An 18,710-nucleotide genomic window follows, 5' to 3' on the forward strand; every position below is an offset into this window, starting at 1 on the left:
CGGCTCCGGCGGTCAGGCCGCCGGAGTCAGCCACGCCCGCAGATAGGTTTCCAGGCGATCGGTGAATGTCGTCGCCGAATGCAGGGCGCAGAATTTCAGTGACATGGCCTGGATGGCAAAGGCCTGCACGCCCTCGGCCAGCAGGTCAGTCGACACGTCCTTTCTAACCTCGGCCTGATCAAGCCACATCATCACGATCCGGAAGTATTTCTCGAAGCAATAGGCGATCGGCCCGATTTCAGAGATCGCGGCGGCACCGGAATAACGGATCAGCAGGTCGAACACGTAGCGTTCCGACATCATGAAATCATGCACCGGGGCCAGAGCCTCGATGATCTGGGGCACGGTTTTCGGCGGCTCCGCCGCCTGCGCCTGATCCAGACAGGCGTCCAGTTTTTCGCTGATCAATATCTCCATCAGCGCGTCCTTGTCGTGGAAATGGGCAAAGAAGGTGCCCTTGGCCACGCCGGCGGCCTGTACCACCTCTTCCACGCGCAACGCCTGGTATCCGTTCTTCTGCACCACGTCCGCCGCCGCCTGCAGCAGCTTGGCGCGGGTCTTCAGGGTTCGTTTCTGAATCGTCTTCTGCATGAGGCTTGTTCGCATGTTTTTTGACCGTGGTCAAATTTAATATTGACCATGGTCAATTTTTGATTCTATAAACTGACCGTGGTCAATTTTAGGAGAACCCCGATGCAGCCCAAGAAAATTCTCATCCTCGACGGTCACCCCGCCGAAAGCAGCCTGTCGCGCACCTTTGCTGACACCTATGCCGAAGCCGCCCGCGCCAAGGGCCATGACGTAAAGATCGTCCACCTCAGCGAGCTGGAGTTCGATTTCGATTTCGGACAGGGCAACTATCATGATTTCAAACCGCTGGAGCCGGTTCTGGAACAGGTTCTGCAGGATTTCGAATGGAGCGATCACCTGGTTCTGACCACGCCCATGTGGTGGGGCGGCCTGCCCGCCAAGCTCAAGGGGCTGATCGACCGGATGTTCATCCCGGGCCGTACGTTCGACACCCGCAATCCCAACAAACTGGGATTCCCGGCGCCGATGCTCGACGGCCGAACTGCGCGCGTCATCATCACCTCGGACACGCCGGGCTGGTTCATGCGGTTGGTTTACCGCCGGGCGCTGATTCACCAGATGCGCGGTCAGGTTCTGGGATTTGTCGGGTTCAAGCCGACGCGGTTCACCTGGTTTTCCGGTGCCAGCTATCCCAAGCAGGACAGCGTCCAGAAATGGATCGCGCGGGTCACCCGGCTGGGCGCAGCGGCAGCGTGATCACCACATCGTCTTTGCGGCGCGCGCGCCCCATTCGCGATCATAGCGTGCGCCGCCTTCCTCGCCCTGCGACACCTCGGCCAGGATCTCGCCCACCGTCGGCAAATCAGCGCTGAGATCGCCGCCGGTCCAGGTTTCGGCCCGCATCAGGGCCCGGGCGCATTGCGTGTAGATTTCCCCGATTTCGATAACGATCACGGTGGCCGGTTGCTTGCCCTTTTTCTCGAACCGGGCGCGCAGGTCGGCGTCGGCCGTCAACCGGGCGGTGCCGTTCACCCGCACCACGTTGTTCGAGCCGGGCACCATGAACATCAACGCCACACGCGGATCGCGCACGATGTTGCGCAGGCTGTCCAGGCGGTTGTTGCCGCGCCAGTCGGGCAAGGCCAGGGTACCGGGGTCCAGTTCCTTGACCACCGGGCCGTCATCGCCCCGGGGGCTGCCATCCACGCCTTCGGGGCCCACTGTGGACAGCACGCACAGCCGCGACGCCATGATCCATTTGCGATAGAGCGGCGTCAGTTGCCGCGCAACCTTCCGCATCGAGGCCGCGCCGGGGGTGCCGTACAGCGCCTCGAGCGCGGTGATGTCATTGATGTACTGCATCCGGATCAAACCCCACTTCGCGCATAAGCGCGTTCGAGCGCGTCTCGATCACCTCTTCCAGCCGGGCCAGGAACGAGTCGCGATCAACGCCCGGTTCAATCGGATCAAGGAATTCGACGATCGCATGGCCCGGTTTGCGCAGAATCCCCGACCGGGGCCAGAAGACACCGACATTGGTGGCCGCCGGCACGCAGGGGAAGCCCAGCCCCTCGTACAGAACGGCGGTGCCGACCTTGTAGGGCTTGTAGACCCCCGGCGCCACGCGGGTGCCCTGCGGATAGATCACCAGTTGCCCGGGCTCGGTAAACTCTTTGGAAACGTCCTTGACCATCTTGGCCACTGCCGCGCCTCGCTTGCCGCGATTGACCGGGATACAGCCCAGACGACGGGCATACATGCCGATGATCGGGGTCCACAGCAGTTCGCGCTTCATGATGAACTTGCCATGGGGGATCGCGTCAAAGATCAGAATGATGTCGAAGAAGGATTGGTGCTTGGCGGCGATGACCACCTCACCCGTGGGCACGTTGCCGCGCACCTCGCCGCGAATGCCCACCATCCAGCGCGCCAGCCATATGGTCGTGCGCGCATAGGTCTTGCAGGCGCGCAGCGCCCCGCGCTTGGAGAACAGCGCATAGGGCGCGAACACCAGGCCCAGAACCGCCATCCATGCGTAGATCGTGACCATGAAGATCAGCGAGCGCACCCATTGGACCGCCATTGCCATCACGAAAGCTCCTTCAATTTGCGACGGGCCGCCGACCATGTGGCGGCAAAGGCCACTGCCGCGCCCAAAACGGGGATTACGGCGGGCAGCAGCCAGTCGGCGCCCTGGAATCCAAGGCCGGTCAGGAAACCGCCCGCATCTGAGGCCTCGGGCAGCAGCAGCACCCCGGTCAGGCCCAGAACCGTCCCCACCACGGCACCGAAAAACGCGCGCCAGGTGAAGCGCCGCACGAAGGCACCGGCGATGAAACGGTCGCGTGCACCGACCTGACGCAGCACCTCGATGATCTGGGCGTTGGCCGCAAGCGAGGCATTGGCCGCAAGCGTGATCATCGCCGCCGTGGCCCCGCCGATCAGCAGGATCGAGATCCAGCCCAACCGCCGCAGCGAGGTGGCTGCATCGACCAGCGGCTCGCGCCAGCGGGAATGGTCATCCAGAACTGCGCCGGGCACCTCGGCCGCCAGCCGCAGGCGCAGGCCCATCGTGTCCAGCCCCGGCTCGCCCTCGATGATCTCGATCAGCTGCGGCACCGGCAGCGTGTCCAGCGGCAGGTCCGGCCCGAACCAAGGCGCCAGCAGCGCGGCCTGTTCTTCGGCGCTGAGCGCGCGGGCCGAAGCCACGCCCGAGGTCTGTTTCAGAACCTCCAGAGCGGCCTCGGTCTGCGCGGCACGCTGTTCAGCAGGCGCATTGATTCGCAGAGTGGCCGCTCCGGCCAGCTCCGAGGCCCAGCGATCGGCCAACCGGCCCGAGGCCAGCGACAGCGCAAGCGCGAATACTGTCAGAAAGGCCATCGCACCTGACACGAAAAGGGTCAGGTGCGCCGTAAATCCGGTTGGCGGCACGACGCGGTCAGCCCGGGCGTCCCGGCGCAGCAGGGCACGAATGTCATCGGCAATCATAGATCCGCCCCCGCCAGTTGCAGCCGCCGCTGCGAGATCCGAAGAACCCGGGCCTGCACCTGGCTTTTGGCCGCCCGGATCAAGCTCAGATCATGGGTGGCGATCACCACGGTCTTTCCCATGTGGTTCAGCTCGATCAGCAGACGCAGCAGACGCTGGGACATCTCCCAGTCGACGTTGCCGGTGGGTTCGTCGGCCAACACCACGTCCGGTGACAGGATGACCGCCCGCGCCAGTGCGGCCCGTTGCCGCTCGCCGCCCGAAAGCTCCGGCGGAAGTGCGTCCAGGCGGCCACCCAGACCGACCCAGGACAGGAGTTCGGTCAGATCTTCCTGCTCGGACTCGACAGAGCGTCCCGACACCATCAGTGGCAGGGCGACATTCTCAGCCAGAGTCATGTGGTCCAGAAACCGGCAGTCCTGATGAACGACACCGATGCGGCGGCGCAGCAGGGCCATCTGGTCCCGGTCCAGTCGGGCAATGTCCTGGTCAAAGGCGCTGATCCGCCCCGAACTGGCCAGCAACGCGCCATAGCAGAGTTTCAACAGGGTCGTTTTGCCCGCTCCGGACGGGCCGGTCAGAAAATGGAACGACCCCGGCTGCAACTGGACCGAGACATTGCTCAGCAGTTCACCGCCGCCATAGCTGTAGCTGACATTTTCAAGCTCGATCACGCCTGCCCTCAATATTGCTTGCGCCCTTCTTGCCCGAGCACGACCACGGTTTCAATGCCTGCACCGAGTCCATTTGGCGACACTTGATCCACCGGGCCGAAAACGCGCTTTGCTGTTTCGCCTTAACGGATTATCATTCTTGGAAAAACGACGACAGGCCGCTGGCGGCCGGGGAGGCAGTATGCGACTAACATGCCCGAACTGTAATGCCCAGTACGAGGTTCCGGATGAGGTCATTCCGGAAGAAGGCCGAGACGTGCAATGCTCGAGCTGCGAGCAGACCTGGTTCCAACCCAAACACCCGGAGGCTGAGCCTGTCGCGGCCGAAACCGATGACGGGCCGACCGAAAGCGCGCCCTCGGATACGTCTGAGCCGCCGGCCGCCGAAGCTGCTGCGCCGGAACCGGAGCAGGCAGAAGACGAACAGGTCGAAGCCGAACAGCCCGATCCCGAACCCACGGACGAAGCCCGGCCAGCCGCTCCGACCGGCAACGTCGATCCGGCCGTTGCGACAATCCTGCGAGAGGAAGCCGCGCGTGAGACCGAACTGCGCGCCAAGGAAGGGTCCGGCCTGGAAAGTCAGCCGGATCTGGGCCTGGATCAGCAGCCGGAACCGGCCCCCAAGCCCAAACCTCCTGCGGCGACCGAAACCGCCTCGGGAACCGGTCAGAAAGAGGCGCTGCCGGATGTGGACAGCATCAATTCGACTTTGCGCAGCGACGACGCCCCGACCGCGGCAGAGCCGGCCGAAGCCCCGCCGCGGAAATCGGGCGGGTTCCTGCGGGGCTTTGCGCTGATCCTGATCATCGGGGTCATCCTGTTCCTGATCTACGGCAACGCCCGCCAGATCAGCGAGGCAGTTCCCCAGGCCGAGCCTGTGTTGCAGTCGTATGTCTCGATGGTCGATCAGGCCCGGATCTGGCTGGAATCGCAGGCTGGCTCCGCGACCGAGTAACTCTGCCGGTCAGAACCGCTCGAGCAGCCTTTTGAGGTATTCCAGTTCGATTCTGGGCCTGTCGGTTTCGCCCGTGCGGCGACGGATTTCATCCAGCAACTCGCGGGCACGGCGGTACACATCATCCCCCTGCAGCAGGTTCTCCTCGGTCGAGATCGAGCCCGCAGCGCCCGGATTCCGACCCAGCGGATCGCGGTTGTTGGCCTGCATGTCGCCTTCCTGCGTACCCTGACCGGGCTGGTTCTGCTGGTTCTGGGCCATGGCCTCACCCAGCTCGCGCATCCCTTCGCGCAACGCTTCCATTGCTTCGGACTGGCGGTCGATCGCTTCGGCAAGGTCGTCGCTCCGCAGGGCATCTTCGGCCTCATCCATGGCACGACCTGCACGCCCCAGCGACTCGCGTGCGGCGTCGCCTTCGGGTGTTCCGGCGCCCGGCAGGTTCTGCTGCTGGCGATTCAGTTCATCGCGCAGCGCCTGTTGGCGGTCAGCCAGAGTCCCTTGCCCTTGCTGGCCTTCGCCCGCCTGATCCGATCCTTGGCCCTGGCCGCCCTGACCCTCATGGCTCTGGCCGCGCCCCTGACCGCCCGAGCGGCCTTCATTGCCCTGGCTTTCACCGGCCTGCGCGCCGGGATTGAATTGCTCCTGCAAGTCACGGAAGGCCTCGTCGCTCAGGCCCTGCTGCTCACGCAGGGTTTCGGCCAATCCTTCCATGGCCTGCTGGCCTTCGGATTGTTGCCCCTGTCCCTGGCCCTGGGTCACCCGCATGTTTTCCATCATCTGCTGGAACTCCTCCAGCGCCTGCTGGGCCTCGGCCATGCGGCCCTGCTCCATCAGTTCCTGGATCCGGTCCATCATCCGCTGCAGGTCATCCTGCGTCATCTGCATGGATTCACCGGATTGGTTCTGCTGGCCCTGCTGGCCGTCCGGGTTTTCCTGCGCCAGCCGCTGCAGCTGACGAAGATACTCGTCGGTCGCTTCACGCAGTTCCTGCATCAACTCGGCGATCTCCTCATCGCTGGCACCGTTCTGCATCGCTTCGGTCAGACGTTCCTGAGCGCGACGCATCCGCTCCAGCGCGTCGGCGAGCGTGCCTTCTTCGATCAGGATGGCCAGATCCCACAAGGCTTGCGCGATCTCGGTCTGCTGTTCGGGGCCCAGGCCGAATTCCGCAAAGGTTTCCAACCGGCGCAGAATGTAGCGCAGTCGCAGATATGCGGTTTCCGAACGGAAGACATCTTCGGGCCGGTGCGAAACCGCCCGCAACAGCTGAGCCACCCTTTTGGCATTGTCGCGCGACCACAGCAGATCGCGGCGCTGTTCAATCACCGCTGCAGCCAGCGGATCAAAGAACCGGCGGGCGGGAAGGTCGGTCCGGTAGACATCCGACTCCGACACCTGATCAGCGGCATCGACGGCCGAAAGGGTAATCTTGACCGGCAGGTGCGCCCAAGGGTGTTCCGAAAAGTCCTCGATCAGGTCTTCCGTGAAATCGCTCCGGTCACCAGCGATCGGCATGGGCAGGTCGACGGTGACCGCGTCGCGAGGTTCGGGCTCAACGGCCAGACCATGGCGACGATCGACCGCAGACAGGTCCAACTCGATCAACGCGGTGCCTGACAGGATGCCATAATCGTCACGCGCCGAGAACGGCAGTTTCATCTGGCCACCAGCCTCGGCGGTGGCGGGTTCGGCCACGGCGATTACCGGCGGCGCGTCCGCAATGACCTCGACACCCCAATCACGTCCTGCAGGGCCCTCGATCGACAATCGGCCCGAACGCTCGACGACAAACTCCTGATCCGGATCGGTTGCTGTCGTGGTGGAAGCGGAGGAACTGGTTTCGGTCAAGCTGTGCGCGCCGACCTCGCCATAGAAGCGCAAAGTGACGTGGCTGCCTTGTGGCACTGTCAGCGTCGGACCGGATTGATCGGCCAGATACAGCGTCGGCAGGCCGGTATAGCGAGGTGGCTCGACCCAGCCTTCCCAGCTGGGGCCTTGGCCGGCTACGGCCGTGCCGGGTGTCATCTGGGCGACCGATCCAACTTTCCAGAACGATCCGAACAGCAATCCGACCACCAGCGCCAAAAGCGCCGCATAGCGCAGCGCGTAGGGGTCACGAGCGGCAAGGTTCAGGTCAGGCTTGACCGGTCCTGCCCGCGCGGCGCGGGCGGCCATGCGCGCCTGATGGGCCTGCCACAAAGCGCGCGAAGCTTCGTCCATCGCCCCGATGGCCTGATCGTCCAGCAACGCCTGAATGGGACGGCCCGGCAGTGTCTCGTCCAGTCGGACAAGCGCCTGCGTGCGGGTGGGGAACCGAAACCTCCGCGCGCCCCAGACCAATGCAACCGTAAACGCCAGAATGGATGCGGCTCCGATGATCCAGACGGTTTCAACGCCGACGAGGTCGTGGAGGCCCAGCAGCAAGGCCGCCATGATCAGGGCCGCAATCGACAGGAACGGCCAAAAAGCGCGCATCACCTGCTCGGCCAGCATCCCCGTGCGCGTCAGCAACAGGGACAGTCTGGGGATCGGCAGGTTGCGAGTGTCGGTCACGTCAGGCCTCCGGGTCGGGCCCGCGCGGTTATCGCGTCACAGCCACTCAGGTATGGTATCGCGGTTTATGATTTCGTCAAAGGTTGGCCGTTCACGAATAACCGCGAATTGATCGCCATGAACCAGAACTTCGGGGATCAGGGGCCGGGTGTTGTATTCACTGGACATAACCGCGCCATAGGCGCCGGCGCTGCGAAATGCGACCAGATCCCCCGGGTTCAGCGGTGGCATCGCCCTTTGTTTCGCAAAGGTATCCCCGGTCTCGCAGACCGGCCCGACAATGTCATAGGGGCGTTGTTCGACCCCCGGCGCGGGCTCGATGACGGGAACGATGTCATGATAGGCGTCGTACATGGCCGGGCGGATCAGATCGTTCATCGCCCCGTCGAGGATCAGGAAATCGCGCCCTTCGCCCGACTTCACATAGATCACCTTTGACACCATCAGCCCCGCGTTGCCCGCGATCAGACGGCCCGGCTCGATCTCGATCTCGCAGCCCAGATGGCCCAGCGTTTCCTTGATCATCGCACCGTATTCCAACGGCAGCGGCGGTGCTTCGTTCGAGCGGGCATAGGGAATGCCCAGCCCGCCACCCAGGTCCAGACGGTGAATGTCGTGGCCCTGTGCGCGCAGCTGTTCGGTCAGTTCGGCGACTTTGGAGTAGGCCAGGCGGAATGGCTCAAGATCGGTCAGTTGAGAGCCGATATGCACGTCGATGCCCACCACCTTGAGGCCGGGCAGGCTGGCCGCATGGGCATAGACCTCGGGTGCACGGACGATCGGGATGCCGAATTTGTTTTCGGATTTACCGGTGGCGATTTTGGCGTGGGTCTTGGCGTCGACGTCCGGATTCACGCGAACGGTGATCGGCGCGATCACGCCCAGGTCCTGCGCGACGGCGTTGATCACCTCCATCTCGGGCTCGGATTCGACGTTGAACTGGCGAATCCCGCCGGTCAGCGCGATGCGGATTTCCTCGGCCGTTTTGCCGACGCCCGAGAACACGATCTTTTCGCCCGGCACACCCGCTGCCTTGGCCCGCAGGTACTCGCCGCCCGAAACCACGTCCATCCCCGCGCCCGCCTGCGCCAGCGTTCTCAGAATGGCCTGATTGCTGGCGGCCTTCATCGCATAACAGACCACGTGGTCGGTACCTGCCAACGCCTCGTCGAACAGGTTGTAGTGCCGCAGCAGCGTCGCCGTGGAATAGACATAGAACGGCGTGCCGACCGCAGCAGCGATCTCGGCGACCGGGACGTCCTCGGCGCACAACACGCCATCGCGGTAAAGAAAGTGATCCATATCTGCGCGCTTAGACCAAAACAGGCCTGTGGATCAACGGGATTTGCGACGTGGGCACGCAATCCGGTGCGAACCGCACAGTAGTCGGGCGCAACGGCTTATCCGCGCAGGCCGGCCTCAAGCAACGAAAGGGTCGCATCGCGCCGCGCCTCAAAGTCGCTTTCATCGCCCCCGAAGATCGCCAGATGGATAACTAATCCATCCAGCATCGCCGTCACCGCCTGCGCGGCGGCCAGCGCACTGAGATCGCCGCGGATTTCACCCGCGCGGATCAAAGGAGCGAAGTGAGCCGCATAATGATCGGCAAGCCAGGCGAAGAACCGGCCAATGACCTCGGCCGCGCGCGGGTCCTGAAATCCGGGGCCCAACACGTCAAAGAACAGCCGCGTCGCCGCCAGACGGTCAGCGGGCATGGACAGACGTAGCCCGGTCATGAACTGGTCCAGCGTCTGCGGGGCCGGGATGTCGTTGATGCGAGCGCGGATATCCTCGAAATACCGCTGCAGCAACGCCAGAAGCAAAGCCTCCTTGCTTTGGAAGTACAGATACAACGTGCCCTTGGCCATCCCGGCCTGATGGGCCACGTCCTGCATCTTGGTGGCGTGATAGCCCTGATCCAGAAAGCAGGCCATGGCGGCATCCAATATCCGCCCCTGCATCTCTTCGCGATCGACGATCTTCGGCATCTTGCCCCCCGATTTTCTTCCGGCGCGCCCCTCTTGACTCAGATTGTACGCGGCGTCACGCAAATTCAATCTTTTAATGACTTGACGGTCAGTAACGCCATCTCCATTTATGACCCGCCAGTCATTAAAAGGATTCTGTCATGGTGCATTCGTCACAAATCAACGCCGGCCCAACACGGCCTATGGCGTCCCAACCCACGGCAACAGCCGCCAAACTGATGCTTGTCCTCGTTGCCAGCTTTGTCACGCTGGTCCCCGGCGGACCGATCGAGACCCGGGACTTTTCCGGGCTGGGTGGAGCGGTGTTCTGGGGTTTCAACGCCTTTCTGATCGCGCTTGCCCTGCTGGCCGTGGGGTCGGCGGTGGCCATGCTGCGCGGTTCGGCAACGGCAAGCTGGGGCGCCATCGTGGCGGCCTGGGGATACATCTTCGTGGTCCTGCTGGACCTGGGTCATGTCTTCCCCACTTCACCCGACCCGATTCCGCTGATGCTGGGACTGATCGAAATTCTGGATTTCATCCTGGCTTTCTACGTCCTGGCCTTGGCTCATCGTGGCCTGGGCCACATCTGAACCCGCCCGGCACGCCCTCGTATAGGGGCCGAAGCCACAGCAAAAGGAAGTGGCTCCGGGTTCCGCCGGAATACCTACAAAGAAAGACAACTCATGCTGTTCAAGGAACGATTCACATTGACCGTCTTGCCGCTGGCCCTGGTCACAGCCGCATGCAGCGGCACCGGTGCCCAACACCAACCCGTCCTGTCTGCCGAGCCGGGCCCGGCCTACGCCGCTGATCTGGACCAGTGCCGCGCATTGGCCAAGTCTCAGGACCTGTGGAACCCGGAAACCCGGTCACAGGCCTTGATCGGCGCCGGGGTCGGCGCACTGGCAGGCATTTCGGACGACACGGTTGGAAACACAGAAGGCGCCATAGCCGGCGCAGCAGTGGGATCAGCGGCAGGTGCCGTCGCCGGAGCCGCCGAGATGCGCAACACCCGGCGTGACATTCTAATCGAGTGTCTGCGGCAGCGCGGGCACCCAGCGGCCGGCTGAACGCATCAACGGCTCATTCAGAAATTCGTCGACACCCCGGCCCGAGCGTATCCGGATACGGACACTCCAGCCCCCGAGCGCGCGGGCTCTTCTACTGGCTGCGAACGCGGCGGATTCGTGGTCTCACACGCCGCCAGTATGGCAAGCGACAGGATAAGGCCGAGTGGTTTCATTTCGCTGCCTTCATTTGTTGGATCACTTGCTAAATGGCGACTGGCACGTCGCTTTCAACCGCAGAGCGTTCAGATCCCCAGAAACACGCTGAGGGGGCCTCGGTGCAGGCCGACGCCCCCGCTCACATATGTGCCACTGGTCGAAACGCCCACATTGGCGTTCAGGGTCGGCTGGACGGGCTCTCCGTCAGCGCCGCAGGCCGCCAAGGTGAAGACGGCCCCGATCAGGGCAATCACACGCAAGATTGTCATTCCAGCATCTCCTTCCAGCGGGCGATCTGCGCCCGGACCTGGTCCGGGGCCGTACCGCCATAGGACTGGCGCGAGTTTACCGAATTATCCACGCCAAGGACAGAATAGACATCCTGCGTGATGCCCGCGTGGACCGATTGCATGTCCTCGAGCGTCAGATCGGGCAGGTCGCAGCCCTTCTTTTCGGCCATGGCGACCAGCGATCCGGTAACGTGGTGCGCATCACGGAAGGGCAGGCCCAGCACCCGCACCAACCAGTCGGCCAGATCGGTCGCGGTGGAAAAGCCCGAGCCGGCGGCAGCGGCCAGGCTGTCGCGGTTGGCGGTCATGTCCTTGACCATGCCCTCCATCGCGGCCAGCGCCAGTATCCAGTTGTCGGCGGCGTCAAAGACCTGTTCCTTGTCTTCCTGCATGTCCTTGGAATAGGCCAGCGGCAGGCCCTTCATCACCATCATCAGCGCCGTGTTGGCGCCAAAGATCCGACCCACCTTGGCGCGGATCAGCTCGGCGGCGTCGGGGTTCTTTTTCTGCGGCATGATCGACGATCCGGTCGAGAACCGGTCGGACAGGGTGACAAAGCGGAACTGGGCCGAGGACCAGATCACCAGTTCTTCGGCGAACCGCGACAGATGCACCGCGCAGATCGAGGCCACCGACAAAAATTCCAGCGCGAAATCGCGATCGCTGACCGCATCCAGCGAGTTGGCGGCGGGCCGGTCAAAGCCCAGCGCCTGCGCCGTCATGTGGCGGTCGATCGGGAAGGACGTGCCGGCCAGCGCCGCAGCACCCAGCGGGCATTCGTTCATCCGCGCCCGCGCGTCGCGCACGCGGCTGAGGTCGCGGCCGAACATCTCGACATAGGCCATCATGTGGTGGCCCCAGGTCACCGGCTGCGCGGTCTGCAGGTGGGTGAATCCGGGCATGACCCAATCGGCCCCGGCCTCGGCCTGCGCCAAAAGCGCGCGGATCAGGGCCAGCAGACCGGATTCGGCGGCGTCCAGCTGATCGCGGACCCACAGTTTGAAATCGGTCGCGACCTGGTCATTGCGGCTGCGGCCGGTGTGCAGGCGGCCTGCGGGCTCGCCGATGATCTCTTTCAAGCGCGCCTCGACGTTCATGTGGATGTCTTCCAGCGCTGTCGAGAACTGGAACTCACCACGTTCGATCTCTGACAAAACGGTGAGCAGCCCTTCCCGAATGGCCTCGGCGTCACTATCACTTATGACGCCCGTGGCGGCCAGCATGGCGGCATGGGCACGCGAGCCCGCGATGTCCTGGGCCGCCATCCGTCGGTCGAACCCGATCGAGGCATTGATCGCCTCCATGATCGCGTCTGGTCCGGCGGCAAAGCGGCCGCCCCACATCTGGTTCGAGGATTGTTCGGTCATGCTGGAAAACCCGGAGTTGATATGCGCCTGTTTCGTCTGATCCCCCTTTATATGGCCCTTGCGCTGGGTGCAAATGCCGCTTTGGCCGCCGACACGCAGGCCCTGGCCGACCTGCGCGACGGCAGCCTGAAACGCCTGATCCTTCATTCCGAGCCGAAACCGGTCTCGGACGCGGAATTCCTGCTGGAAGATGACGGCGGCACCGCCACGCTGGCAGATTATCGCGGCAAATACGTTCTGCTGAACTTTTGGGCCACCTGGTGCGCGCCCTGCCGCAAGGAGATGCCCCAGATCGCCGAGTTGCAGGAGGAATTCGGCGGAGACCAGTTCGAGGTTCTGACGCTGGCCACCGGGCGCAACTCGCCCGCGGGGATCAAGAAGTTCTTTGACGAAAACGGCATCACCAACCTGCCCCGCCACCAGGACCCGAAACAGGCCGTCGCGCGTGAGATGGGCATCGTCGGCCTGCCGATCACCATAATCATCGACCCCGACGGCCAGGAAATCGCGCGGCTGATCGGCGACGCCGAATGGAACTCGGACAGTGCCAAGGCGATCATCGCGGCCCTGCTGAACCCCGAAAGCTGACCACCTGACGGGCCTTTTGTGCTAGACTGGAACCGGCCTGAACAGGGCCGGTTTTTCATTGGCAACAGACAGGAGGCTGAGATGAAACCGGTGGTTTTACTGATCGGCCGGCTGCCCAACGTGATCGGCGACGTGGCGCGGCAACTGGAGCATCTTCCGATCCGGTGGCTGGGCGCGCATGATCCCGACGAGGTGCGGCGGCAACTGGACGCCGAACCGCGCATCGCCTGCGCGATTATGGGCGCGGGCCTCGATGACAAGGTGCGCGGCGAACTGGTGGGCATCATCGCGGCGCGGCGGCCGGATATCTGCATTCACCTCAAGGATCGCGCCTCGGGACCCGAAGGGCTGGTGCCCTTCGTCGAGCGCGTTGTCCGGCACGAATTGCTTGAGCCGCACAACACCCCCTGACGCAACGCCACCTTTGACAGGGCCTGACCCCGCTTGCACTCTGTCCGCGGGAGGACATCATGCCGCTGGAAATCCTGCTGGTTCTGGTGGTCGGTGGCATTGCCGGCATCACCGCACTGCTGCATCTGACGGGCAAATCGCGCCAGCGCGTGCTGAGCGCCGATGTCGCGCGCGCCGAATGGCTGCGCCATTTCCCCGACGACACCATCATCGACGTCACCCTGGCCCATGACGGACACGCCGCATTGCTGCGCACCGAGACCGGGCCGGGCCTGTTGTGGTCCTTTGGCGCCGATACAGTGGCCCGCCACCTGCGCGATTTCGACTGGATCGACCACCCCGAGGGCATCGAGGTCCAGTTCCACGACTTCGCCACCCCCGGCGTCACCGTCCGCCTTGATGAAACCGAGCGCCGTCACTGGCGCCACCTGCTGGAGCCCGCATGACCGACCAGATCAGCTTTCCCGATGTCGTCCAATGGGCCGTGCCGTTCTTTATCGCCGCAATCCTGGCCGAATTTCTGTGGATCGCCATGAAGGGCCGTGGCGGGCGGTATGAAACCCGCGACGCCGTGACCTCGCTGATCATGGGAGCGGGCAACATCGCGTCCGGATTCCTGCTGGGCTTCATCGCCTATGGGTTCTTCATGTGGCTGTGGAAGATTACGCCATTGGATCTGGGCACATCGATCCCGGTGATCATCCTGTGCTTTGTGCTGGATGACCTGCGATACTACTGGGTGCACCGGTTCGGGCATCGCATCCGCTGGGTCTGGGCCAGCCATGTAAACCACCACAGCTCGCAGCACTACAACCTGACAACCGCCCTGCGGCAAACCTGGACCTATACCTTCACCTTCATGATGGTTGTGCGCGCGCCGTTGATCCTGCTGGGCTTCCACCCGGCGATGGTGCTGTTCTGCGGCGGCTTGAACCTGATCTACCAGTTCTGGATCCACACCGAAGCCATCGGCAAGATGCCCCGCTGGTTCGAGGCGGTCATGAACACCCCCAGCCATCACCGCGCCCACCACGGCCGCAACGCGCGCTATCTGGATTGCAACTATGCCGGGGTGTTCATCATCTGGGACAAGCTGTTCGGCACCTTCGTCCCCGAGCAGGAGCACGACCGGGTCGACTATGGCCTGGTGCACAATATCGGCACCTTCAACCCGCTGCGGGTGGCCTTTCACGAATGGGTGGCCATCTGGCGCGACGCGACCCAGCCGGGCCTGACCCTGAAACAGCGGCTGGCCTATTGCTTTGCCCCGCCGGGCTACAGCCATGACGGCAGCCGCGACAGCTCCGAGCAGATCAAGTCCAAGCACCTGGCCCGCCACCCCGAAGATCGCGGAACGCCCGGTTTCGAGCAATTTGACGAAAACCTGCCCAACCAACAGGCAAAACAGGCCTGAGACTGGCGGCGTCTGCCGGGCGGGCGCTTGAATTCCGGCGCGCGTGCTCCATATCCGGACAAGTGACAAGTTTGTTCGGTCGGAGTTCCACCATGTCCCGCGTTACAGCCATCTTCACCGCAACCGGTCTGTTGGGCCTGGTAATCGCGATGCTCAGCGCCCTTGGCCAGCAGCCTGCGCCGGCGGTGATGATGCTTGGAGTTGCTATGGTGGGCACAGGCTTCCTGGGCGCCGTGATTGGCGCCGTAGTCGAATTGCGCCACGCAGCCCAGACGACCCGCTGATCCCGCCGACTGATTCCCGACGCGCATTAACCGCAAATTCACCGGTACGACCCGAAACTACGTGCTGACCGGTTTCGGACACGTACGGGGATTCGGCGTCGATGCGGAAAAAGGACTTTGCAGATCTGCCAGAGGGTGGGGACAGCCCGTTGAATTCGGCCGTCGCCGCGCGAGATACTTCGACCGTTCAAATGGCGACCGAGGCTGTCAAGCATCAGCAATGCCGCCTGGCGTTCCAGCCCGTCATGCAAGCACGAGACCCGCACGGCGTTGCCTTCTATGAGGCATTCATCCGCGTGCTGGACGAAACCGGCCGTGTGATCCCCGCGCGGGAGTTCATGCCGCAGGTGGAAAACACACCAATCGGCCGGGAATTGGACTGCATAGCATTGGAAAAAGGATTGCGCGCCCTGTCTCGCAATCCGGAAATCCGGCTTTCGGTCAACATGTCCGCACGCTCGATCGGATACGCGCGCTGGTCGCGGATCCTGGACCGGTTTCTCAAGCGGGACAAAACGCTGGGCGAGCGGCTTATCCTCGAAATCTCCGAAAGCTCGGCAATGCAGGTTCCCGAACTGGTGATCGATTTCATGGACCGGCTTCAGGATCGCGGGATCGCTTTTGCGCTGGATGACTTCGGCGCCAGCAACTTCAGCTTCAGGTATTTTCGCGAGTTCTTCTTTGACGCGGCGAAGATCGACGGGCAGTTCGTACGGGGTGTCAGCACCAACCCGGACAATCAGGCGCTGGTGCGCGCGCTGATCGCCGTCGCCCGTGAATTCGAGATTCTGGTCATCGCCGAATCGGTCGAAACGCGTGAAGATGCCGAGTTTCTGGTGGCCAGCGGTGTGGACTGTCTGCAGGGCTACCTATTCGGCGCTCCGACGGTGAAAGCCCCGTGGCAACCGGAAAAAGAAGCCAAAACAGGAAGTTGAACCCAATTCCCTTGGGCGCTATCCAGCCGAGGCTTTCTCATGAGACAAGCTGTCCGTTGCTGCACGTGCAGCATTGCGCTATGGCAGAAAGTGCTGGAGCGGGGGATCACGAGGCGCTCTTGCATCGCCAGAGAGGCTCTGTGCGACCTGCGCCGTCAGATTTCCCACAGGACCTTGACGGTAAAGGATTGACTGTATGACCAACGTAGTAATCGCATCCGCCGCACGCACGGGCGTCGGCAGCTTTGGCGGTTCCTTTGCGAACACCCCCGCACATGATCTGGGCGCTGCCGTCCTCGAAGCCGTCGTGGAACGCGCCGGGATCGACAAGTCCGAGGTAAGCGAAACCATCATGGGTCAGGTTCTGACGGCCGCCCAAGGCCAGAACCCCGCACGCCAGGCGCACATCAACGCCGGCCTGCCGCAGGAAAGCGCGGCCTGGGGCATCAACCAGGTCTGTGGTTCAGGCCTGCGTGCCGTTGCACTGGGCGCTCAGCACATCCAGCTGGGCGATGCCGAGATCGTCTGTGCGGGCGGTCAGGAAAACATGACCCTGTCGCCCCACGCCGCATCGCTGCGCGCGGGCCACAAGATGGGCGACATGAAATACATCGACACCATGATCCGCGACGGCCTGTGGGATGCGTTCAACGGCTACCACATGGGCCAGACCGCCGAGAACGTGGCCGAGAAGTGGCAGATCAGCCGCGACATGCAGGACGAATTCGCCGTGGCCAGCCAGAACAAAGCTGAGGCCGCGCAGAAGGCCGGCAAGTTCAAGGACGAGATCGTCCCCTTCACCATCAAGACCCGCAAGGGCGACATCGTGATGGATAGTGACGAGTACATCCGTCACGGCGCGACCATGGAGGCGATGGCCAAGCTGCGTCCAGCCTTCACGAAGGATGGCTCGGTGACTGCGGCCAACGCCTCGGGTCTGAATGACGGCGCGGCAGCAACCCTGCTGATGTCGGCCGACAACGCCGAAAAGCGCGGGATCGAACCGCTGGCCCGCATCGCGTCTTATGCGACCGCCGGGCTGGACCCGTCGATCATGGGTGTCGGACCGATCTATGCCTCGCGCAAGGCGCTGGAAAAGGCCGGCTGGTCGGTTGACGATCTGGATCTGGTCGAAGCCAACGAGGCCTTCGCGGCACAGGCTTGCGCCGTGAACAAGGACATGGGTTGGGATCCCTCGATCGTGAACGTGAACGGCGGCGCGATCGCCATCGGCCACCCGATCGGAGCATCCGGCTGCCGGGTTCTGAACACGCTGCTGTTCGAAATGAAGCGCCGGAACGCGAAAAAGGGCCTGGCAACCCTCTGCATCGGAGGCGGCATGGGCGTCGCCCTGTGCGTGGAGCGCGTCTAAGTGCTTTGACAAGTCACGAATAAGGGCGTCCAATGGGCGCCCTTTTTTGTTACACTCCGGGAATATCCCTAGGATGCGACAATATCACCAAACGGAAAGAGCCATCTCGCGACGAAACGATATTGCGCAACTCAATCTCTCAGAGTAACAGAATTACCAACACGATTAAATTTGGAGGAGTCCTAAATGGCACGTACAGCACTCGTAACCGGCGGCACCCGCGGCATCGGCGCAGCAATTTCCAAAGCGCTCAAGGCCGAAGGATACAATGTAGCCGCCTCGTATGCGGGGAATGACGAAGCCGCGGCCAAGTTCACCGAGGAAACCAGCATTGCGACCTATAAATGGAACGTGGCCGACTATGACGAGTCCAAGGCGGGCATCGAAAAGGTCGAAGCCGAGCTCGGCCCGATCGACATCGTTGTCGCCAATGCCGGCATCACCCGCGACGCGCCGTTCCACAAGATGACACCGGAACAGTGGCACCAGGTGATCGACACCAACCTGACCGGGGTGTTCAACACCGTACACCCCGTCTGGCCCGGTATGCGCGAGCGCAAGTTCGGTCGGGTGATCGTGATCAGTTCGATCAACGGGCAAAAGGGCCAGTTCGCTCAGGTGAACTATGCCGCCACCAAAGCCGGTGATCTGGGCATCGTCAAATCCCTGGCTCAGGAAGGCGCGCGCGCCGGCATCACCGCAAACGCCATCTGCCCCGGATACATCGCGACAGAGATGGTCATGGCCGTTCCGGAAAAGGTGCGTGAAGCCATCATCGGCCAGATCCCCGCAGGCCGTTTGGGCGAACCCGAGGAAATTGCCCGCTGCGTCGCATTCCTGGCCTCGGAAGATTCGCAGTTCATCAACGGGTCGACGATTTCGGCCAACGGCGCGCAGTTTTTCGTCTGATCGCGGCTTATATGAAAACGGGCCGACCCAACGGGTCGGCCCTCCTTTGATCCCGTAAGAACGCGCGCGCAGCGTTCAGCGGGAACCCAGAACCCACTTCCAGAAACTCCGGATCGCCTTGCCGCGCTCTTGATGAGCGCGCAGAATTGCCTTTTGTGCGGCAGGATTGGTCGTCATCTCGATCATGGCTTTTCCCTTCTACTAAAGGTGAACTTGACTTGCATTCAACATGCCTGTTGTTTT

At 62.9% G+C, this 18,710-nt stretch carries 22 protein-coding genes; 12 read left to right on the forward strand and 10 right to left on the reverse strand.

The genetic code is table 11. The features are described from left to right. Positions 1-12 precede the first annotated feature (12 nt). Positions 13-591 (reverse strand): TetR/AcrR family transcriptional regulator, encoded by a 579-nt coding sequence (locus ACR0LD_RS14290; protein ID WP_480637557.1) that lies wholly within the window; start codon positions 589-591, stop codon positions 13-15. A gap of 102 nt (positions 592-693) precedes the next feature. On the opposite strand from ACR0LD_RS14290, the gene ACR0LD_RS14295 reads away from it, so the two are divergent. Continuing rightward, on the forward strand, positions 694-1,287 hold the full coding sequence (locus tag ACR0LD_RS14295; protein ID WP_170445556.1) for an NAD(P)H-dependent oxidoreductase: 594 nt from the start codon (positions 694-696) through the stop codon (positions 1,285-1,287). Here ACR0LD_RS14295 and ACR0LD_RS14300 read toward each other — a convergent pair whose 3' ends face one another. The 4 genes from ACR0LD_RS14300 to ACR0LD_RS14315 are packed head-to-tail and all read right to left on the reverse strand — an operon-like array spanning position 1,288 to position 4,193. Continuing rightward, entirely contained in the window at positions 1,288-1,893 is a 606-nt protein-coding gene (locus tag ACR0LD_RS14300; protein WP_480637558.1) for a pyridoxamine 5'-phosphate oxidase family protein, read from the reverse strand. After that, positions 1,877-2,620, reverse strand: a complete 744-nt coding sequence (locus ACR0LD_RS14305; protein WP_170360110.1) for a lysophospholipid acyltransferase family protein — start codon at positions 2,618-2,620, stop codon at positions 1,877-1,879. The genes ACR0LD_RS14300 and ACR0LD_RS14305 overlap by 17 nt, the downstream gene beginning before the upstream one ends. Beyond that, a complete protein-coding gene (locus ACR0LD_RS14310; protein ID WP_170342226.1) occupies positions 2,620-3,519 on the reverse strand; it encodes a cell division protein FtsX in 900 nt (299 codons plus the stop codon). The genes ACR0LD_RS14305 and ACR0LD_RS14310 overlap by 1 nt, the downstream gene beginning before the upstream one ends. Further along, entirely contained in the window at positions 3,516-4,193 is a 678-nt protein-coding gene (locus ACR0LD_RS14315; protein ID WP_170342228.1) for a cell division ATP-binding protein FtsE, read from the reverse strand. Before ACR0LD_RS14315 ends, ACR0LD_RS14310 begins: the two co-directional genes overlap by 4 nt. Before the next feature lie 181 nt (positions 4,194-4,374). Between ACR0LD_RS14315 and ACR0LD_RS14320 the strand changes: the two genes are divergently transcribed. After that, positions 4,375-5,148: a zinc-ribbon domain-containing protein gene (locus ACR0LD_RS14320; RefSeq protein ID WP_480637560.1), complete on the forward strand. Its 774-nt coding sequence runs from the start codon at positions 4,375-4,377 to the stop codon at positions 5,146-5,148. A 9-nt stretch (positions 5,149-5,157) separates the two neighbouring features. On the opposite strand, the gene ACR0LD_RS14325 is transcribed toward ACR0LD_RS14320, so the two are convergent. From ACR0LD_RS14325 to ACR0LD_RS14335, 3 genes are all read right to left on the reverse strand, one after another. After that, positions 5,158-7,701, reverse strand: a complete 2,544-nt coding sequence (locus ACR0LD_RS14325; protein ID WP_480637562.1) for a TIGR02302 family protein — start codon at positions 7,699-7,701, stop codon at positions 5,158-5,160. A gap of 36 nt (positions 7,702-7,737) precedes the next feature. After that, positions 7,738-9,003: a diaminopimelate decarboxylase gene (lysA, locus tag ACR0LD_RS14330; protein WP_170367620.1), complete on the reverse strand. Its 1,266-nt coding sequence runs from the start codon at positions 9,001-9,003 to the stop codon at positions 7,738-7,740. A 98-nt stretch (positions 9,004-9,101) separates the two neighbouring features. Next, positions 9,102-9,689 (reverse strand): TetR/AcrR family transcriptional regulator, encoded by a 588-nt coding sequence (locus tag ACR0LD_RS14335; protein WP_480637564.1) that lies wholly within the window; start codon positions 9,687-9,689, stop codon positions 9,102-9,104. A 182-nt stretch (positions 9,690-9,871) separates the two neighbouring features. Between ACR0LD_RS14335 and ACR0LD_RS14340 the strand changes: the two genes are divergently transcribed. Both ACR0LD_RS14340 and ACR0LD_RS14345 read left to right on the forward strand, forming a co-directional pair. Continuing rightward, positions 9,872-10,261, forward strand: coding sequence for a DUF8051 family protein (locus ACR0LD_RS14340; protein WP_480637848.1), 390 nt, complete (start codon positions 9,872-9,874; stop codon positions 10,259-10,261). A gap of 93 nt (positions 10,262-10,354) precedes the next feature. Next, positions 10,355-10,741, forward strand: coding sequence for a glycine zipper family protein (locus tag ACR0LD_RS14345; RefSeq protein ID WP_480637566.1), 387 nt, complete (start codon positions 10,355-10,357; stop codon positions 10,739-10,741). Positions 10,742-10,983: 242 nt separating this feature from the next. Here ACR0LD_RS14345 and ACR0LD_RS14350 read toward each other — a convergent pair whose 3' ends face one another. Then, on the reverse strand, positions 10,984-11,166 hold the full coding sequence (locus tag ACR0LD_RS14350) for a hypothetical protein (RefSeq protein WP_480637568.1): 183 nt from the start codon (positions 11,164-11,166) through the stop codon (positions 10,984-10,986). Then, entirely contained in the window at positions 11,163-12,554 is a 1,392-nt protein-coding gene (gene argH / locus ACR0LD_RS14355) for an argininosuccinate lyase (protein ID WP_480637570.1), read from the reverse strand. The genes ACR0LD_RS14350 and argH overlap by 4 nt, the downstream gene beginning before the upstream one ends. Positions 12,555-12,575: 21 nt before the next feature. Between argH and ACR0LD_RS14360 the strand changes: the two genes are divergently transcribed. The 8 genes from ACR0LD_RS14360 (at position 12,576) to phbB (ending at position 18,467) form a co-directional block, all read left to right on the forward strand. Beyond that, positions 12,576-13,142: a TlpA disulfide reductase family protein gene (locus ACR0LD_RS14360; protein WP_170360092.1), complete on the forward strand. Its 567-nt coding sequence runs from the start codon at positions 12,576-12,578 to the stop codon at positions 13,140-13,142. A gap of 81 nt (positions 13,143-13,223) precedes the next feature. Beyond that, on the forward strand, positions 13,224-13,553 hold the full coding sequence (locus ACR0LD_RS14365; protein WP_170367613.1) for a hypothetical protein: 330 nt from the start codon (positions 13,224-13,226) through the stop codon (positions 13,551-13,553). Between the two features lie 59 nt (positions 13,554-13,612). Then, positions 13,613-13,999, forward strand: a complete 387-nt coding sequence (locus tag ACR0LD_RS14370) for a hypothetical protein (RefSeq protein ID WP_170391838.1) — start codon at positions 13,613-13,615, stop codon at positions 13,997-13,999. Beyond that, positions 13,996-14,967 carry a sterol desaturase family protein gene (locus tag ACR0LD_RS14375; protein WP_170360087.1) on the forward strand — a complete coding sequence of 324 codons (972 nt, stop codon included), beginning with the start codon at positions 13,996-13,998 and terminating at the stop codon, positions 14,965-14,967. Before ACR0LD_RS14370 ends, ACR0LD_RS14375 begins: the two co-directional genes overlap by 4 nt. A gap of 92 nt (positions 14,968-15,059) precedes the next feature. Next, on the forward strand, positions 15,060-15,251 hold the full coding sequence (locus tag ACR0LD_RS14380) for a hypothetical protein (RefSeq protein ID WP_093963509.1): 192 nt from the start codon (positions 15,060-15,062) through the stop codon (positions 15,249-15,251). Positions 15,252-15,352: 101 nt separating this feature from the next. Next, complete coding sequence (locus tag ACR0LD_RS14385; RefSeq protein WP_170360083.1) at positions 15,353-16,186, forward strand: EAL domain-containing protein; 834 nt, start codon at positions 15,353-15,355, stop codon at positions 16,184-16,186. A 196-nt stretch (positions 16,187-16,382) separates the two neighbouring features. After that, positions 16,383-17,558, forward strand: a complete 1,176-nt coding sequence (locus tag ACR0LD_RS14390; protein ID WP_093963511.1) for an acetyl-CoA C-acetyltransferase — start codon at positions 16,383-16,385, stop codon at positions 17,556-17,558. A gap of 186 nt (positions 17,559-17,744) precedes the next feature. Beyond that, on the forward strand, positions 17,745-18,467 hold the full coding sequence (phbB, locus tag ACR0LD_RS14395; RefSeq protein WP_480637574.1) for an acetoacetyl-CoA reductase: 723 nt from the start codon (positions 17,745-17,747) through the stop codon (positions 18,465-18,467). Positions 18,468-18,710 lie beyond the last annotated feature (243 nt).

Source organism: Ruegeria sp. BF8 (assembly GCF_056538625.1).

Bases quoted from the DNA above. Each gene is read 5' to 3' on its own strand.
- ACR0LD_RS14290 (WP_480637557.1), bottom strand. From the start codon at position 591: ATGCAGAAGACGATTCAGAAACGAACCCTGAAGACCCGCGCCAAGCTG.
- ACR0LD_RS14295 (WP_170445556.1), top strand. From the start codon at position 694: ATGCAGCCCAAGAAAATTCTCATCCTCGACGGTCACCCCGCCGAAAGC.
- ACR0LD_RS14300 (WP_480637558.1), bottom strand. From the start codon at position 1,893: ATGCAGTACATCAATGACATCACCGCGCTCGAGGCGCTGTACGGCACC.
- ACR0LD_RS14305 (WP_170360110.1), bottom strand. From the start codon at position 2,620: ATGGCAATGGCGGTCCAATGGGTGCGCTCGCTGATCTTCATGGTCACG.
- ACR0LD_RS14310 (WP_170342226.1), bottom strand. From the start codon at position 3,519: ATGATTGCCGATGACATTCGTGCCCTGCTGCGCCGGGACGCCCGGGCT.
- ACR0LD_RS14320 (WP_480637560.1), top strand. From the start codon at position 4,375: ATGCGACTAACATGCCCGAACTGTAATGCCCAGTACGAGGTTCCGGAT.
- lysA (WP_170367620.1), bottom strand. From the start codon at position 9,003: ATGGATCACTTTCTTTACCGCGATGGCGTGTTGTGCGCCGAGGACGTC.
- ACR0LD_RS14335 (WP_480637564.1), bottom strand. From the start codon at position 9,689: ATGCCGAAGATCGTCGATCGCGAAGAGATGCAGGGGCGGATATTGGAT.
- ACR0LD_RS14340 (WP_480637848.1), top strand. From the start codon at position 9,872: ATGGCGTCCCAACCCACGGCAACAGCCGCCAAACTGATGCTTGTCCTC.
- ACR0LD_RS14345 (WP_480637566.1), top strand. From the start codon at position 10,355: ATGCTGTTCAAGGAACGATTCACATTGACCGTCTTGCCGCTGGCCCTG.
- ACR0LD_RS14350 (WP_480637568.1), bottom strand. From the start codon at position 11,166: ATGACAATCTTGCGTGTGATTGCCCTGATCGGGGCCGTCTTCACCTTG.
- argH (WP_480637570.1), bottom strand. From the start codon at position 12,554: ATGACCGAACAATCCTCGAACCAGATGTGGGGCGGCCGCTTTGCCGCC.
- ACR0LD_RS14360 (WP_170360092.1), top strand. From the start codon at position 12,576: ATGCGCCTGTTTCGTCTGATCCCCCTTTATATGGCCCTTGCGCTGGGT.
- ACR0LD_RS14365 (WP_170367613.1), top strand. From the start codon at position 13,224: ATGAAACCGGTGGTTTTACTGATCGGCCGGCTGCCCAACGTGATCGGC.
- ACR0LD_RS14370 (WP_170391838.1), top strand. From the start codon at position 13,613: ATGCCGCTGGAAATCCTGCTGGTTCTGGTGGTCGGTGGCATTGCCGGC.
- ACR0LD_RS14375 (WP_170360087.1), top strand. From the start codon at position 13,996: ATGACCGACCAGATCAGCTTTCCCGATGTCGTCCAATGGGCCGTGCCG.
- ACR0LD_RS14380 (WP_093963509.1), top strand. From the start codon at position 15,060: ATGTCCCGCGTTACAGCCATCTTCACCGCAACCGGTCTGTTGGGCCTG.
- ACR0LD_RS14385 (WP_170360083.1), top strand. From the start codon at position 15,353: ATGCGGAAAAAGGACTTTGCAGATCTGCCAGAGGGTGGGGACAGCCCG.
- ACR0LD_RS14390 (WP_093963511.1), top strand. From the start codon at position 16,383: ATGACCAACGTAGTAATCGCATCCGCCGCACGCACGGGCGTCGGCAGC.
- phbB (WP_480637574.1), top strand. From the start codon at position 17,745: ATGGCACGTACAGCACTCGTAACCGGCGGCACCCGCGGCATCGGCGCA.